The organism is Streptomyces sp. NBC_01077 (assembly GCF_045162855.1).
Lineage (GTDB): Bacteria > Actinomycetota > Actinomycetes > Streptomycetales > Streptomycetaceae > Streptomyces.
Map to the genome: position 1 here is coordinate 4,536,227 of NZ_CP108669.1, position 15,014 is coordinate 4,551,240.

A 15,014-nucleotide genomic window follows, 5' to 3' on the forward strand; every position below is an offset into this window, starting at 1 on the left:
CGCCGCGGGATCCGTATGGCGTGGGCATGGGCCGACGATACGCGCTAATCGGACAATTTTCTCTTAGCGATCATTCCGGCGCGCCGACGGCCGTAGCCGCACGCGGCCGCCCTCACATGCGGGAGACGTTCCGCTCGTACACCAGGCGCAGGCCGATCAGGGTCAGCCAGGGCTCGTGCTCGTCGATCTCCTTGGAGTCGGCGAGGACCATCGGCGCCAGGCCGCCGGTCGCGATCACCGTCACGTCCGACGGGTCGCCGTTCGCGCCGACGAGCTCCCGCTTCATGCGGGCGACGACGCCGTCGACCTGGCCTGCGTAGCCGTAGACGATGCCGGACTGCATCGCCTCGACCGTGTTCTTGCCGATGACACTGCGCGGCCGGGCCAGCTCGATCTTGCGGAGCATGGCGCCCTTGACCCCGAGCGCCTCGACCGAGATCTCGATGCCCGGCGCGATCGCCCCGCCCGCGTACTCGCCGCGCGCGGTGATCGCGTCGTACGTCGTCGCCGTCCCGAAGTCGACGACGATCGCCGGGCCGCCGTAGAGCTCGACGGCCGCGACCGCGTTGATCACGCGGTCCGCACCGACCTCCTTGGGGTTGTCCGTGAGGACCGGGACGCCCGTCTTGACGCCCGGCTCCACCAGGACCGCCGGAACGTCCCCGTAGTACCGCCGCGTCACCTCACGCAGCTCGTGCAGCACCGAGGGGACCGTCGCGCAGATGGCGATCCCCTCGATGCCGTCGCTCAGCTCGACGCCGAGCAGCGGGTGCATACCCATGAGGCCCTGGAGGAGGACCGCCATCTCGTCGGCGGTGCGGCTCGGATCGGTGGAGATCCGCCAGTGCTCGACGATCTCGTCACCGTCGAAGAGACCGAGGACCGTGTGCGTGTTGCCGACGTCGATGGTGAGCAGCATCAGGCCCGCACCTCGCGCAGGTCGAGGCCGATGTCGAGGATCGGGGAGGAGTGGGTGAGGCCGCCGACCGCCAGGTAGTCCACGCCGGTCGCGGCGTACGCGGCCGCGTTCTCCAGGGTCAGCCGGCCCGAGGACTCCAGGGCGGCGCGGCCGGCGACGAGGGCGACGGCCTCCTCGGTCTGCGCCGGAGTGAAGTTGTCGAGCAGGATCAGGTCGGCGCCCGCGTCCAGGACCTCGCGGACCTGGGGCATCGTGTCGACCTCGACCTCGATGGGCAGCTCGGGGAACAGCTCGCGCACGGCCTTGAAGGCCTCGGCCACGCCACCGGCCGCCACCACGTGGTTGTCCTTCACCAGGGCCGCGTCGGAGAGCGACATGCGGTGGTTGACGCCGCCGCCGCAGCGGACCGCGTACTTCTCCAGGGCGCGCAGGCCCGGCGTCGTCTTGCGGGTGTCACGGACCTTGGCCTTCGTGCCCTCCAGGACGTCCGCCCACGCGCGCGTGGCGGTCGCGATGCCGGAGAGGCGGCACAGGATGTTGAGCGCGCTGCGCTCGCCGGTGAGCAGGTCGCGGGTGCGGGCGGTGACGCTGAGGAGCACGTCCCCGGCCTCGACGCGCTCGCCGTCCTCGACGTGCCGCTCGACCTCGAACTCGTCGTCGCACACGATCGAGAGCACGGCCTCGGCGACGCGCAGACCGGCCACGACACCGGCCTCGCGGGCGGTGAAGTCGGCGGTGGCGACGGCGTCCTCGGGGACGGTCGCCATGGTCGTCACGTCGACACCGCCGTCGAGGTCCTCGGCGATCGCGAGGTGGGCGATGTCCTCGACCTGTACGGGGTCGAGACCGGCGTCCGCGAGCAGCTCGGCGAGCGCCGGGTCGAGCCCGCACTCGAACTCCTCGGCGCCGCCGCAGCCACAGCCGTCGCCGCAGCCACCGGCGTCCCCCTCGGGAGACGCGGAGGTCGCCGACGCGGCGCTGATCTGGATCAGAGGGACGTCCACGGGCTGGGGACGGGCTTCCTCGGGCGTGGTCACTTACGGCTCCCTGGGGGCATCGGAGGTGGAGGGAAAGTCATGCGTGCCGGTCGTCCGGACGTCGAGGGTCCGCTCCGGGGTGAGACGTACGACGAGATGCCGGCGCCAGTCCGCGTCGTCGCGGTCCGGGTGGTCCTCGCGCCAGTGGCAGCCGCGGGTCTCCTCGCGGCGACGGGCGGCGGCGACCAGGACCCGGGAGACGCACAGCAGGTTGGTGGTCTCCCAGGAGTCCACGCCCGGCTCGCCGGCCTTGGTGTCGTCCGTGCCGCCCGCGAGGGCGTCGCTGTGCAGGGCGTCGAGGGCCTCGGCGGCCTCCCGCAGGCTGGCCTCGGAGCGCAGCACCCCGGCACCGGCCGTCATGATCCGCTGGATACGCGTCCGGGCACCGGCCACGGGCAGCGGCAGGGTCACCGGGGCCGCGGGCGGCACCGGGGCGCCCGGCACGCGCGGGGCGGCGGCGATGACGTCGTCGGCGATCCGCTCGGCGAAGACCAGGCCCTCGAGGAGCGAGTTCGAGGCGAGCCGGTTGGCGCCGTGGACGCCCGTACAGGCGACCTCACCGCACGCGTACAGGCCCGGGACGGTCGTCCGGCCCCGCAGGTCCGTCCGGACGCCGCCGGACGCGTAGTGGGCGGCAGGGGCGACCGGGATCGGCTCCGTCACCGGGTCGATGCCGTGCGAGCGGCAGGCCGCGAGGATCGTCGGGAAACGCTCCTCCCACATCTCTGCGCCGAAGTGGCGGGCGTCGAGGTACATGTTCTCGGTGCCGTGCTCCTGCATGCGGCGCGTGATCGCCTTGGCGACGATGTCCCGGGGCGCCAGCTCGGCCAGCTCGTGCTGCCCCGTCATGAAGCGGACGCCGTCGGCGTCGACCAGGTGGGCGCCCTCGCCCCGTACCGCCTCGGAGACCAGCGGCTGCTGGCCCTCGGAGCCTGCGCCGAGGAAGAGCACCGTGGGGTGGAACTGGACGAACTCCAGGTCGGAGACCTCGGCCCCGGCGCGCAGCGCCAGCGCGACGCCGTCGCCGGTGGAGACCGCCGGGTTGGTGGTGGCGGAGAAGACCTGGCCCATGCCGCCGGTGGCGAGGACCACCGCGGGCGCGTGGACGGCGCCGACGCCGTCGTGCTGGCCCTCGCCCATGACGTGCAGGGTCACGCCCGCCGTACGGCCCTCGGCGTCCGTCAGGAGGTCCAGGACGAGGGCGTGCTCGATGGTGCGCACGCCCCGGTCCCGTATCGCCTCGACCAGGGCACGGGAGATCTCGGCGCCGGTCGCGTCCCCGCCCGCGTGCGCGATGCGGCGGCGGTGGTGGCCGCCCTCGCGGGTCAGCGCGATCTCGCCGTCGGCGGTCTTGTCGAAGTCCGCGCCGGTCGCGATCAGCCGGCGGACGGCGTCGGGGCCCTCGGTGACGAGGGCCCGCACGGCCCGCTCGTCGCAGAGCCCGGCACCGGCGACGAGCGTGTCGTCCAGGTGCTGCTCGGGGGTGTCGCCGTCGCCGAGCGCGGCGGCGATGCCGCCCTGGGCCCAGCGGGTGGAGCCGTCGTCGAGCCGGGCCTTGGTGACCACGACCGTACGGAGCCCGGCGGCGGTGCAGCGCAGGGCGGCGGTGAGACCCGCGACGCCGGAGCCGACCACGACGACGTCGGCGTCGATGTCCCAGCCGGGCGCGGGGGCGTGCAGCCGTATTCCGGTCACTGGGTGGCTCCGAACATGGTGGACATGGTGGCTCCGAGGAGGAGGGGGATGTTGTCGATCAGCCGCGTCGCGCCCACGCGCGCGGCGACGGCGAGGATCGCGTCCCCGTCGTGGTCGTCGGCGACCTCGGTGAAGTCGGCGGGGTCGACGAGGGCGAGGTAGTCCAGGACGAGCGGCGGCTCGGCCCGTGACGCGTCGTCGAGCACCCCGCGGGCCGCGGCCCGTACGGCCTCGGCGCCGCAGCCCTCGGCGGCCTGCGCGACCGCGTGGGCGTCGGCGGCGGCCCGCGCCTCGCCGAGCCGGGAGAGGGCCTCGGCACGGTTCTCGCCCCGGTTCTGGGCACCTGGCAGGGCCGCGGCACGCGCGCGCAGCGCCTCCTGGGCGGCGAGCCGGTCACGGGCGGCGAACAGCGCGCCGGAGAGCGCGAGCGCGGTACGACGCTCGTCCGACGACAGGTAGCGGTTGCGGCTGGAGAGGGCGAGGCCGTCGGTCTCGCGGACCGTCGGCACGCCGACGATCTCGACCGGGAAGTTCAGGTCGCGGGCCATGCGGCGGATCAGGGCCAGCTGCTGGGCGTCCTTCTGGCCGAAGAAGGCCAGGTCGGGGGCGGTGAGGTGGAGCAGCTTGGCGACGACGGTCAGCATGCCGTCGAAGTGACCGGGCCGGGAGGCGCCTTCGAGACGCTCGCCCATGGGGCCCGCGGTGATCCGGACCTGGGGTTCTCCGCCCGGGTAGACCTCGTCGGCGGAGGGCGCGAACACGGCGCTCGCGCCCGCGTCGAAGGCGACCTTCAGGTCGGCGTCGAGGGTGCGGGGGTAGCGGTCGAGGTCCTCGCCGGCGCCGAACTGGAGCGGGTTGACGAAGACGGTGACGACGACGGTGCCGTCGGCCCCGACCCGCTCGCGGGCGGTACGGATCAGGGTGGCGTGGCCCTCGTGCAGGGCGCCCATGGTCATGACGACGGCCCGCGGGACGTCGCTCCCGACGTCCAGGGCACGCAGCTCCCGCGCCGTGCGGACCGGCGCGAAGGGGGTGGCGGGCGAGGTGTTCATCGGGGCTCCCCCTCGGCGAGTACGCCCAGCAGGTCCTCGGCCAGCTCGGGCTTGAGCAGGCCGTGCGCGAGCGCGCGGTCGGCGGTCGTGCGGGCCATCGCCAGATAGCCGGCGACCGTGCCGGGCGCGTGCTTGCGCAGTTCGGCGACATGCGCGGCGACCGTGCCGGCGTCACCGCGCGCGACCGGGCCCGTGAGGGCCCCGTCCCCGGACCGCAGCGCGTTGTCCAGGGCGGCGCCCAGGAGCGGGCCCAGCATCCGGTCCGGGGCGGCGACCCCGGCCTTGTCCAGCAGCTCCATCGACTGGGCCACCAACGTGACCAGGTGGTTCGCGCCGAGCGCCAGTGCCGCGTGGTAGAGCGGGCGGGAGTCCTCGGCGATCCACTCGGGCTCGCCGCCCATCTCGATCACCAGGGCCTCGGCCGCGAGCCGCAGCTCCTCGGGCGCGGTCACCCCGAAGGAGCAGCCGGCCAGCCGCTGGACGTCGACCGGGGTGCCCGTGAAGGTCATCGCCGGGTGCAGGGCGAGCGGCAGGGCACCCGCACGCCGGACGGGGTCCAGGACCCGTGCCCCGTACCGCCCGGAGGTGTGCACGATCAGCTGTCCCGGCCGTACGGCCCCGGTGTCGGCGAGGCCCTCGACCAGACCGGTCAGGGCGTCGTCCGGCACGGTCAGCAGGACCAGGTCGGCGAGGGCGAGGACGCGTGCGGGCTCGACGACCGGCACGTCGGGCAGGAGCTCCGCGGCGCGCCGCCGGGAGGCGTCGGAGACCGCGGAGACGGCGACGGGGCGGTGCCCGGCGAGCCGGAGGGCGGCGGCGAGGGCGGGGCCCACGCGGCCTGCGCCGACGACTCCGACGGTGAGCCGGGCGGGTCGGTCCTCGGCTCGGGGCTCTGGCGCTGCTGGTGCGTTCACGGTGGGGACGGCCTTCCGTTCCAGTCCTCGGCGGGTACCGGACGATTTCTGGTCATGCTACGCCAGCGTTTCGCGGTGCTCCGTGGCTGTCCACAGGGTGTGGGTGGTGGTGTGATGATCAGTCCATGGAACCTGTGGATGCGATGGACTCTGCTGTGGAATCTGTGGACGAGGAAGCGGCCCGGCTGTACCGGGCGAAGGTCTGGGGCGGTGCCGACCGCAAGCTGTGGGACACCCCGGTGGACGGCACGGTCGGGCGACGGATGCGCGAACTGACCGACTGGGCGGAGGCCGCCGGACACGGCGAGGCGCCGCTCGACACGTACGGGGACGGGCTCGTCGAGGAACTCGAACGGCGCGTCGCCGAGGAGCTCGGCTTCCCCGCCGCCGTCTTCTTCCCCACCGGCACGATGGCCCAGCAGGTGGCGCTGCGCTGCTGGGCCGGGCGGACCGGCAGCCCCGTCGTCGCCCTCCACCCGCTCGCCCACCCCGAGGTCCACGAGGACGGCGCGTTCGCGGCCGTCTCAGGGCTCCGTACCGTCCACCCGACGGACGCGCCCCGGCTGCCGACGGCCGAGGAGGTACGGGACCATCCGGAGCCCTTCGGGACGCTGATGCTGGAGCTGCCGCTGCGGGACGCCGGCTTCGTCCTGCCGTCCTGGGAGGAGCTGACCGAGGTGGTGGAGGCGGCCCGGGAACGGGACGCCGTGGTCCACTTCGACGGGGCGCGGCTCTGGGAGTGCCCGACGCATTTCGGCCGTCCGCTCGCGGAGATCGCGGGGCTCGCCGACAGCGTCTACGTCTCGTTCTACAAGTCGCTCGGCGGGCTGTCCGGCGCCGTGCTCGCCGGCCCCGAGGACGTCATGGCGGAGGCCAGGGTGTGGCGGCACCGGTACGGGGGGCTGGTCTTCCAGCAGTACCCGGCGGCGCTCTCCGCGCTCCGGGGCCTGGACGTCGAGCTGCCCCGGCTGCCGTCGTACGTGGCCCACGCGCGCGTGGTGGCCGACGCGGTACGGGAGGCGCTCGCGGAGGCGGGGTCGGGGTGGTTCCGGGTCCACCCGGAGGCCCCGCACACCCACCAGTTCCAGGTCTGGCTGCCGTACGCCGCCGAGACCCTGACGGCGGCGGCCCTCGCCCAGACCGAGGCCACCGGCACGGTCCTCTTCCGCCGCTGGTTCACCCCGGGCGCGGGCGGCCCGCCGGGGGTCGCCGTGACGGAGCTGATGGTGGCGGGACCGGGTCTGGAGTGGACGGCGGAGGACGTGAAGGCGGCGGTACGGGACTTCGTGGCACGGATCGGGTGAGACCTCGGCCGGCAGGCGCACGGATCGGGTGAGACCCCGGTCGGCAGGCGTACGCATCGGATGAGACCCCGGCCGGCACCCGCGCGGATCGGGTGAGGCCCCGCACGGCACCCGCGCGGACCGGGTGAGACCTCGGCCGGCAGGCGCACGGATCGGGTGAGACCCGCTCAGCAGGCGTGCGGACGCAGCCGGCGGCGCAGGGCGGCCCGGAGGCGGCCCCGCGCCGGGCGGCCCGCCATCACCCGCTCGAAGCGGCGCCGGTCGCGGACCGACCGCAGGACGGCGACGTCGTGGGTGCCGGGTGCCGGGGGTGTCGGCTCACCCAGCTGGGCGGCGCGGTACGTGTCGAACTGGTACTGCTGGAGCGCGTTCATGTCCTCACCGTGCGCTGTGCCCCGGCCCCTGGGCCCGCCGATTGACGGCGCTCGTCAAACGGCGCGACACCGCCCCCTCCGGGCCCTGCACCATAGGGGCGTGAGCGTGACCATCGACATCACCGGACTGCCGCACGAGCGGATCACCTTCTGCCCCTCGCCGCTGGCGGAGCTCGGCAACGCCCTGCACGCCCTCGCCGAGCCCGCCCATCACGCCCGGCTGCACGCCTGGACGACCGCCACCTCCGCCGCGATGAAACCCGAACTCGCGGACCGGCTGCACGAGGCCGACTTCATGTGGCGGTCCACCCGCTCCGACTTCCTGCTGCCCGCGCGGCCGCGCGAGACGCTCGCCGAGGAGCTGGACGACCTCGACCGCATGGACGACGAGAAGTACGTCGGCGCGGCCCTGGAGATCTCCTGCAGCAGCCGCTACTCCGAGGGCATCCCCTCCCCGCTGGTCGACGAGCAGTCCCGCCGCCGCGCCCTCGACCTGGCCACCGCACGCGGGCCGCGCCAGGCCGCGTTCGTGGAGCGGATGCTGGCCGAGCCGACCACCACGCGCGCGTGGGTCCGCCGGCTCCTGGAGGACTGCGACGACGCGTTCTTCGCCGACACCTGGCGCCGGGTCCGCGTCCAGCTCGCCGCCGACGCCCGCCACAAGACCGAGCTGCTGCGCCGCAAGGGTCTTGCCGAGGCCCTGACGGCCGCGTCGCCCGCGCTCGCCCTGGAGGAAGGGCCGCACGGCAGCCGGATCGTCGTCGACAAGCTGGTGCACGGCCGGACCGAGGCGCAGGGCTCCGCCGTGACGCTGGTACCGACCGCGTTCGGCTGGCCCCACCTCTTCGCCACCAGCGCCCCCGGCTGGCAGCCGGTGATCCAGTACCCGGCCGCCACCCGTGAGGTCGGCGGCGTCGAGCCCGTCGAGACGGTCAAACTGCGCCTGGAGGCCATCGCCCACCCGATGCGGATGCGGCTGTGCCGCAACCTGGCGCGCGGCTCGTACTCCACGAGCGAGCTGGCCGACGCGTACGGCATCACCGCACCCGAGGTCTCCCGCCATCTCTCCGTCCTGAAGAAGGCGGGCCTGCTCACCACGCAGCGCCGTGGCCGCTACGTGCTGCACCAGCTCGACTTCTCCGTCGTCGCCCGCCTCGGCAGCGACTTCCTGGAGAGCGTGCTGCGGTAGCCGACGCCGACGTCCAGCCGGCGTCTAGTCGAAGCGGAGGTGGGCGAGCCCCACCCGGACCCGGCGCAGGCGGTGCCGCAGCCGTCCGTCCCTGTTCGGTTCGATCCGGAGGCCCGCCGTGCGAGCCACCTCGTCGGCGACCTGCGGGACCGTCAGCCGGTCGGTACGGATGTGGTGGGCGAACTCGGGCCCGTTCAGCCGCTCCAGGCAGAGGTCCAGCTTGCTCACCGCGAAGCTCTCGCGCTTCAGGCCACGCCCGAGGCCCCGCTCCGCCAGCCGCTTCAGAACCGTCTCGCGCGGCGCGAGCAGCGCGAAGTGGTGCACCCGGTCCACGCCGTGCACCGTACGCAGCCGGCCGACGAGCTCCTCGAAGTACGCCGGTTCCACCAGCGTCATCGGCACGATCACCGGACCGGGCAGGTCGACGGCCCGCCGCAGCGTCAGGTCGAGCACCTCGTACACGCCCTGCCGCCAGGCCCGCAGGTCCTGGAAGTCGCCTCTCAGGGCGGGCGGCAGGGTGCGGTGGAGACCGAAGCCGACGTGTTCCGGGTCGCACACCACGCTGCCGGGCAGTCGGCGCCGGAGCTCGTACGCGGTCTGGGTCTTGCCCCCGCCGAAGGGGCCGTTGATCCACAGCAGCATCGGGCCGCCCTCCGGAATCAGCCGTCCCCCGCTCAGCCCGCCGCGCCGCCGCCCGCGCGGACCAGGCCCGTCTCGTACGCGAGGACGACGACCTGGACCCGGTCGCGCAGGCCCAGCTTGGTCAGGATGCGGCCCACATGGGTCTTCACCGTCGCCTCGGAGAGGACGAGCCGGGCGGCGATCTCGCCGTTCGACAGGCCCTGCGCGACCAGCATCATCACCTCGCGCTCCCGCTCCGTGAGCCGCCCCAGCTCCTTGCGCTCGGGCTCCCGGCCCGTCGACGGCAGCATCGGCGAGAACCGGTCGAGCAGCCGGCGGGTGGTCGAGGGGGCCACGACCGCGTCGCCGCTGTGCACCGAACGGATCGCGCCGAGCAGCTCCGCCGGGGGGACGTCCTTCAGCATGAAGCCGCTCGCGCCCGCCTTCAGCCCCGAGAACGCGTACTCGTCGAGGTCGAAGGTGGTCAGGATCAGCACCTTCGGGGCGTCCGGCTGCGAGCAGATCCGCCGCGTCGCCTCCACCCCGTCGAGCTTGGGCATGCGCACGTCCATCAGCACGACGTCGACCGCCGTCGAACGGAGCACCTCCAGCGCCTCGACCCCGTCGCCCGCCTCCGCCACGACCTCCATGTCCGGCTGGGCGGCGAGCACCATACGGAAACCGGTGCGCAGCAGCACCTGGTCGTCGACAAGCATCACGCGGATGGACATCAGATTCCTTCGGGTCGTCAGGGAGGGGGCTCGACGTCGGTGAGCGGGCTTCGTCGTCAGTGAGCGGGCTTGAGAGGGAGCAGGGCGCTGATCCGGAAGCCTCCGCCGGGACGCGGGCCCGCGTCCAGCGTGCCGCCGACCATGCCGACCCGCTCCCGCATGCCGATCAGACCGTGGCCCCGGCCGTCGGCGCCCCCGTCCTCGTACATCTCCTGCGGCGCTCCCCGGCCGTCGTCCTCGACGAGCAGTCCGAGGCCGTCGTCGAAGTACACCAGCCGGACGCTGGCCCCGACGTCAGGACCGCCGTGCTTGCGCGTGTTGGTGAGGGCTTCCTGCACGATCCGGTACGCGGTGAGCTCGACGCCGCTGGGCAGCGGCCGCGGGCTCCCCTCGATCGCGAAGTCCACGGTGAGACCGGCGCTCCGCACCTGCTCGACGAGGTCCTCGATCTGCTTCACGTCGGGCTGCGGCACGTACTCCCCGGCCTCCTGGTGCTCCCCCGTACGCAGGATGCCGAGCAGCCTGCGCATCTCGGCGAGCGCCTGTCGGCCGGTGGTGGAGATGGTGTCGAGGGCCTGCTTGGCGGTCTCCGGAGAGGAGTCCATGACGTACGCGGCGCCGTCGGCCTGCACCACCATCACCGACACGTTGTGCGCGACGACGTCGTGCAGCTCGCGGGCGATCCGGGCCCGCTCGGCGGCGACCGCGACCTTGGCCTGGGCCTCGCGCTCCTGCTCCAGCCGGGAGGCCCGCTCCTCCAGCTGCGCGAAGTAGGCGCGGCGGGTGCGGAGCGAGTCGCCGAGCACCCAGGCGAGCGCGAACGGCACGGTCATGATGATCGTGAAGAAGACCCTGGCCGCGTCGGACCCGGGGCCCTCCATGGGCCATCTCAGCTGGGAGAGCGTGGCGGCCGAGAGTCCGCCGGCGAGCGCGAGCCGGGACGCCCAGCGGGGTCCGTCGTGCGCCGCGACGGTGTAGATGATCACGAGCATCGCGAAGTCGGCCATGAACGGCACCAGGCCGAAGCCGAGCTGGGCGAGCCCGAGGCCGACCGCGAGCACCAGCATCTTCTCCGGTGCGCGTCGCCGCAGGGCCACGACCAGGGAGAAGAGCACGGCGACGAGAACGTACCCGAGGGGGTGGCCCTGCACCGTGCCCGCTGACGCCACCCACAGCATGGAGAACCCCAGGAGGACGACGGCCCAGAAGGTGTCGACGCCCGTCGGGTGTCTGCGGAGGAAGTCGTAGAGGCGCTGCACGTCACCCAGAGTAGGGAAGGGAGATAGGTGCAGGGATCAACCGTGGGGTCGATCCTTGGCGCGGGACCCGTACTCCCCGAGGTGGAGACTGGGGCGCGTGACGGATGAGACGTGTCAGTGGCAGGGGTGGCGGCAGGCCACGGAACGGGCGCTGTACGGCCCCGGGGGCTTCTATCTGCGGCCCGAGGGGCCGGCGGGGCACTTCCGCACCTCGGTGCACGCCTCCCCGCTCTTCGCGGCGGCGGTGGCCCGGCTGCTCGCCGAGGTCGCGGAGGAGCTGGGAACGGCCGAGGTCGATCTCGTGGACGTGGGCGCGGGGCGGGGGGAGCTGCTGACGGGGGTGCTCGCGGCGATCGGGGGCGGCGACGGCTCCACGAGCGGCCTCACGCGCGGCCTCACCGTCCGGGCGTACGCCGTCGAGCGCGCCGCCCGCCCCGCGGGGCTCGACCCCCGGATCGAGTGGACCGACCGGCTGCCCAGGGGCGTGCGGGGGCTGGTCTTCGCGAACGAGTGGCTCGACAACGTGCCGGTGGACGTGGCCGAGGCGGACGCGGAGGGCACGGCCCGGTACGTGGAGGTCCGCGCGGACGGCACGGAACGGCTCGGCGGTCCCGTCTCCGGCCCGGACGCGGAGTGGCTGGCCCGCTGGTGGCCGCTGCGGGAGCCGGGCGCGCGGGCCGAGATCGGCCGACCGCGCGACGAGGCGTGGGCGTCGGCCGTGGCCTCGCTGACGGCGGGCCGCGCGGTGGCCGTGGACTACGCGCACGTACGGGACGCCCGGCCGCCCTTCGGCTCCCTGACGGGCTTCCGTGGGGGCCGCGAGGTCCCGCCGGTCCCGGACGGCAGCTGCGACCTGACCGCCCATGTGGCGCTGGACGCGTGCGCGGCGGCGGTCGGGGCGGCCTCGGAGAGGTCACCCGTGGCCGAGCTGGTCTCACAGCGGGAGGCCCTCCGTGGGCTCGGGGTGTCCGGTGGACGCCCCCCGCTCTCGCTCGCCTCGACCGATCCCGCCGCGTACGTCCGCGCCCTGTCCTCCGCCGGGGAGGCCGCCGAGCTCACCGCCCGCGGCGGTCTCGGCGACTTCCTGTGGCTGACCCGGCGGGTCCCGGGCGGGGCGACGAAGCCGCCGGGGCAGGGGGGATACTGACCGCATGACGGAGACGACGGTCGGCATCGGCGGCGCGGCGGAGAGCACCGACATGGTGCTGAACATCGGGCCGCAGCATCCCTCGACCCATGGTGTGCTCCGGCTCCGGCTCGTGCTCGACGGCGAGGTCGTACGGCAGGCCGAGCCGGTGATCGGCTATATGCACCGCGGTGCCGAGAAGCTCTTCGAGGCGCGGGACTACCGGCAGATCATCATGCTGGCCAACCGTCACGACTGGCTCTCCGCCTTCTCCAACGAGCTCGGCGTGGTCATGGCCGTCGAGCGGATGCTGGGCATGGAGGTCCCCGAGCGCGCGGTGTGGACCCGTACGCTGCTCGCCGAGCTGAACCGGGTCCTCAACCATTTGATGTTCCTCGGCTCGTACCCCCTCGAACTGGGCGGTATCACCCCGGTCTTCCACGCCTTCCGGGAGCGCGAGGAGCTCCAGGCGGTGATGGAGGAGGTCTCCGGCGGCCGGATGCACTACATGTTCAACCGGGTCGGCGGCCTCAAGGAGGACCTGCCCGCCGGCTGGCTGGGCCGGGCCCGTCAGGCCGTCGCCGACGTGCGCTCGCGGATGGACGTGTACGACCGGCTCGTCCTCGGCAACGAGATCTTCCGGGGCCGTACGCGCGGGGTCGGCGTCCTGTCCCCGGCCGCGGTCCACGCGTACGGGGTGTCGGGGCCCATCGCCCGCGCCTCGGGCGTCGACTTCGACCTGCGCCGCGACGAGCCGTACCTGGCCTACGGGGAGCTGCGGGACACCCTGCGGGTCGCCGTGCGCCAGGAGGGCGACTGCCTGGCCCGGTTCGAGTGCCTGCTGGAGCAGACGCACAACTCCCTGGACCTCGCGGACGCGTGCCTCGACCGGATGGCGGAGCTGCCGCCGGGGCCGATCAACCAGCGGCTGCCGAAGGTGCTCAAGGCGCCGGAGGGCCACACGTACGCGTGGACCGAGAATCCGCTCGGCGTCAACGGCTACTACCTGGTGTCCAAGGGCGAGAAGACCCCGTACCGGCTGAAGCTGCGCTCGGCCTCGTTCAACAACATCCAGGCGCTCGTCGAGCTGCTGCCGGGGACGCTCGTCGCCGACATGGTGGCGATCCTGGGCTCGCTGTTCTTCGTCGTCGGCGACATCGACAAGTAGCCGGGCCCCTGGCCGGGGGTCAGCGCCCGCAGCTCATCACGACGTACTCCCGCTCCTCCTTGCCGGGGCGGCGCCGGTCGACCACGGTCCAGCCCCAGTGCTCGTACCGGTCCGTCAGTTCCGGTACGTCGAGGGTCATGAGGAGGGCCCGGCCCGGCGCCCCGACCACGAGCAGGGCGTCGTGGAGCGCGCGGCCGATGCCGCGCCCCTGGTGGCCGGGGGCGACGACGAGTTCGGCGAGTTCGAAGGCGGGCTCCCCGCCGGTCAGGGCGGTGTCGGTCCAGCCGGCCGCGAACCCGAGCAGGGCACCGTCGGTGTCGAGCGCGACCACGGCGTTGAAGCCGTCCTTCCGCGCGGCCGAGTCGAGCAGCCGGTCCACGGTGCGTACGGCGCCGAGCGGCGGTTCGTGCCAGGGGGCGCCGCAGAAGGCCTGGGCGCACAGGGCGAGCAGTTCGTCGCGGTGCCGGGCGGCCTCACCTGCCGGGAGGTAGGCGAGGCGGTACGTCACGAGTTCACCGCTCCGCGCAGCTCGGCCACGTCCAGCTGCTCGGTCTCGTCGTGCGCGGTCAGGTCGATGACCTGGCCGATCGCCTGGGCCGGCGCCGGGGCACGGGGGGCGAGCGGGTTGACCGGGGTGCCGGTGGGGCTGATCGGGGTGAGGAGCGGGGCGCCGAGCGCGGCCTGGGCGGCGAGGGCCTCTTCGAGGACCTCTTCGCCCACGACGTCGGCGAGGTCGGTGTTCTGCACGGCCTCGATGGCGGCGGCCGCCTTCTGCGTCCCGAAGAAGTCGAATCCGCCCTCTGGGCGCAGGACGGGCCTGCGAGCCGCGTACGGGACGATCGCGGACGCGGTCGGCACCGCCGGGACCATCGTGGAGGCGGGCGGGACCGGCGCGGCCGGCGGGAGCGCGAGGGCGGGGGCGGCCGGGCGGCTGTGCTCGGATCCGGCGGCCGCCGCGTGCTTCCCCTGCGGCTCCTCCGTCTCACGGGCCCGCTCGGCGAGGTCACGCGCACGGGCGGCCTCAAGGGTGTGGCGGGCCTGCTGGGCCGCGGCGTTGCGCGGGAGGTCACGCAGCGCCTGGGCGGCGCGGCGGAAGGCCTCGGGGGTGAGCGGGGAGCCGGCGGGCAGCGCCTTGGCGGCACCGGAGGCCGTACCGGACGCCGATTCCAGGGCCAGGACCCGGGCGCCCTCCAGAGCGCTGGCCCGCTCGGTCTCGGCCGTGGCGTACCGGCGGAGGAGATCGGCGTGCTCGCCGCGCAGCCCGGCCAGCTCCACGCGCTTGGCGCGGAGCTTGGCGTCGAGCCGGGAGCGGAGCGCGCGGGCCTCCTCCACGTCGGACTCCAGCTCGGCGACCCGCTCCTCGGCCTTCCACTGGTCGGCGGTGCGGGCCCGGTCGAGCTCGGCGACCCGCAGGCCGGCGCTCCGGTCCCAACTGCGCATGAGGACGGCACCGGTGACGGCGGCGGCCGCCGCGGCGGCCGCGAGCAGCCGTACGACGATCAGGTCACCGGGCAGCCAGGCGGCCGCGGCACACACGACCGCGGCGCCGGCGACCGCGGAAGGCGGCAGCAGCTTGTGCAGAGGCGGGGAATGGCGGTGGCGTCCACGTGGCATGGCCTGAAATT

At 74.1% G+C, this 15,014-nt stretch carries 15 protein-coding genes; 4 read left to right on the forward strand and 11 right to left on the reverse strand.

The annotated features are described in order from the left end of the window. Nucleotides 1–112 precede the first annotated feature (112 nt). The 5 genes from OG462_RS20225 to OG462_RS20245 are packed head-to-tail and all read right to left on the reverse strand — an operon-like array spanning nt 113 to nt 5,617. Entirely contained in the window at nt 113–919 is an 807-nt protein-coding gene (locus tag OG462_RS20225) for a type III pantothenate kinase (protein WP_389680552.1), read from the reverse strand. Further along, nucleotides 919–1,956 carry a carboxylating nicotinate-nucleotide diphosphorylase gene (gene nadC / locus OG462_RS20230; protein WP_406059448.1) on the reverse strand — a complete coding sequence of 346 codons (1,038 nt, stop codon included), beginning with the start codon at nt 1,954–1,956 and terminating at the stop codon, nt 919–921. Before nadC ends, OG462_RS20225 begins: the two co-directional genes overlap by 1 nt. Next, nucleotides 1,957–3,651, reverse strand: coding sequence for an L-aspartate oxidase (locus OG462_RS20235; RefSeq protein WP_406059449.1), 1,695 nt, complete (start codon nt 3,649–3,651; stop codon nt 1,957–1,959). Then, nucleotides 3,648–4,703: a pantoate--beta-alanine ligase gene (panC, locus tag OG462_RS20240; protein WP_406059450.1), complete on the reverse strand. Its 1,056-nt coding sequence runs from the start codon at nt 4,701–4,703 to the stop codon at nt 3,648–3,650. The genes OG462_RS20235 and panC overlap by 4 nt, the downstream gene beginning before the upstream one ends. Continuing rightward, nucleotides 4,700–5,617, reverse strand: a complete 918-nt coding sequence (locus tag OG462_RS20245; RefSeq protein ID WP_406059452.1) for a Rossmann-like and DUF2520 domain-containing protein — start codon at nt 5,615–5,617, stop codon at nt 4,700–4,702. Before OG462_RS20245 ends, panC begins: the two co-directional genes overlap by 4 nt. A gap of 125 nt (nt 5,618–5,742) precedes the next feature. On the opposite strand from OG462_RS20245, the gene OG462_RS20250 reads away from it, so the two are divergent. Continuing rightward, nucleotides 5,743–6,921 carry a threonine aldolase family protein gene (locus OG462_RS20250; protein ID WP_406059454.1) on the forward strand — a complete coding sequence of 393 codons (1,179 nt, stop codon included), beginning with the start codon at nt 5,743–5,745 and terminating at the stop codon, nt 6,919–6,921. A gap of 167 nt (nt 6,922–7,088) precedes the next feature. On the opposite strand, the gene OG462_RS20255 is transcribed toward OG462_RS20250, so the two are convergent. Next, complete coding sequence (locus tag OG462_RS20255; RefSeq protein ID WP_406059456.1) at nt 7,089–7,295, reverse strand: hypothetical protein; 207 nt, start codon at nt 7,293–7,295, stop codon at nt 7,089–7,091. A gap of 100 nt (nt 7,296–7,395) precedes the next feature. On the opposite strand from OG462_RS20255, the gene OG462_RS20260 reads away from it, so the two are divergent. Next, complete coding sequence (locus OG462_RS20260) at nt 7,396–8,484, forward strand: DUF5937 family protein (RefSeq protein ID WP_406059458.1); 1,089 nt, start codon at nt 7,396–7,398, stop codon at nt 8,482–8,484. A 24-nt stretch (nt 8,485–8,508) separates the two neighbouring features. Here the strand turns inward: OG462_RS20260 and OG462_RS20265 are convergent, their stop codons facing one another. From OG462_RS20265 to OG462_RS20275, 3 genes are read right to left on the reverse strand one after another with little or no spacing between them, the layout of a single operon-like run. Then, entirely contained in the window at nt 8,509–9,126 is a 618-nt protein-coding gene (locus tag OG462_RS20265) for an AAA family ATPase (protein ID WP_406059460.1), read from the reverse strand. A 32-nt stretch (nt 9,127–9,158) separates the two neighbouring features. Next, complete coding sequence (locus OG462_RS20270; RefSeq protein ID WP_406059461.1) at nt 9,159–9,836, reverse strand: response regulator; 678 nt, start codon at nt 9,834–9,836, stop codon at nt 9,159–9,161. A 56-nt stretch (nt 9,837–9,892) separates the two neighbouring features. After that, nucleotides 9,893–11,095 carry a sensor histidine kinase gene (locus tag OG462_RS20275; RefSeq protein WP_406059463.1) on the reverse strand — a complete coding sequence of 401 codons (1,203 nt, stop codon included), beginning with the start codon at nt 11,093–11,095 and terminating at the stop codon, nt 9,893–9,895. A gap of 97 nt (nt 11,096–11,192) precedes the next feature. Here OG462_RS20275 and OG462_RS20280 point away from each other — a divergent pair, with 97 nt between their 5' ends. After that, nucleotides 11,193–12,242 carry an SAM-dependent methyltransferase gene (locus tag OG462_RS20280; RefSeq protein WP_406059465.1) on the forward strand — a complete coding sequence of 350 codons (1,050 nt, stop codon included), beginning with the start codon at nt 11,193–11,195 and terminating at the stop codon, nt 12,240–12,242. 4 nt (nt 12,243–12,246) lie between these two features. Then, nucleotides 12,247–13,389, forward strand: coding sequence for an NADH-quinone oxidoreductase subunit D (locus tag OG462_RS20285; protein ID WP_406059466.1), 1,143 nt, complete (start codon nt 12,247–12,249; stop codon nt 13,387–13,389). A 19-nt stretch (nt 13,390–13,408) separates the two neighbouring features. Here the strand turns inward: OG462_RS20285 and OG462_RS20290 are convergent, their stop codons facing one another. Both OG462_RS20290 and OG462_RS20295 read right to left on the reverse strand, forming a co-directional pair. Next, nucleotides 13,409–13,897: a GNAT family N-acetyltransferase gene (locus OG462_RS20290; protein ID WP_406059468.1), complete on the reverse strand. Its 489-nt coding sequence runs from the start codon at nt 13,895–13,897 to the stop codon at nt 13,409–13,411. Next, nucleotides 13,894–15,003 (reverse strand): hypothetical protein, encoded by a 1,110-nt coding sequence (locus OG462_RS20295; RefSeq protein ID WP_406059469.1) that lies wholly within the window; start codon nt 15,001–15,003, stop codon nt 13,894–13,896. The genes OG462_RS20290 and OG462_RS20295 overlap by 4 nt, the downstream gene beginning before the upstream one ends. Between the last annotated feature and the right edge of the window lie 11 nt (nt 15,004–15,014).

Excerpts from the sequence above, each read along its gene's own strand:
- OG462_RS20295 (WP_406059469.1), bottom strand. The coding sequence starts at position 15,003 with ATGCCACGTGGACGCCACCGCCATTCCCCGCCTCTGCACAAGCTGCTG.
- OG462_RS20265 (WP_406059460.1), bottom strand. The coding sequence starts at position 9,126 with ATGCTGCTGTGGATCAACGGCCCCTTCGGCGGGGGCAAGACCCAGACC.
- OG462_RS20270 (WP_406059461.1), bottom strand. The coding sequence starts at position 9,836 with ATGTCCATCCGCGTGATGCTTGTCGACGACCAGGTGCTGCTGCGCACC.
- OG462_RS20225 (WP_389680552.1), bottom strand. The coding sequence starts at position 919 with ATGCTGCTCACCATCGACGTCGGCAACACGCACACGGTCCTCGGTCTC.
- OG462_RS20250 (WP_406059454.1), top strand. The coding sequence starts at position 5,743 with ATGGAACCTGTGGATGCGATGGACTCTGCTGTGGAATCTGTGGACGAG.
- OG462_RS20255 (WP_406059456.1), bottom strand. The coding sequence starts at position 7,295 with ATGAACGCGCTCCAGCAGTACCAGTTCGACACGTACCGCGCCGCCCAG.
- OG462_RS20285 (WP_406059466.1), top strand. The coding sequence starts at position 12,247 with ATGACGGAGACGACGGTCGGCATCGGCGGCGCGGCGGAGAGCACCGAC.
- panC (WP_406059450.1), bottom strand. The coding sequence starts at position 4,703 with ATGAACACCTCGCCCGCCACCCCCTTCGCGCCGGTCCGCACGGCGCGG.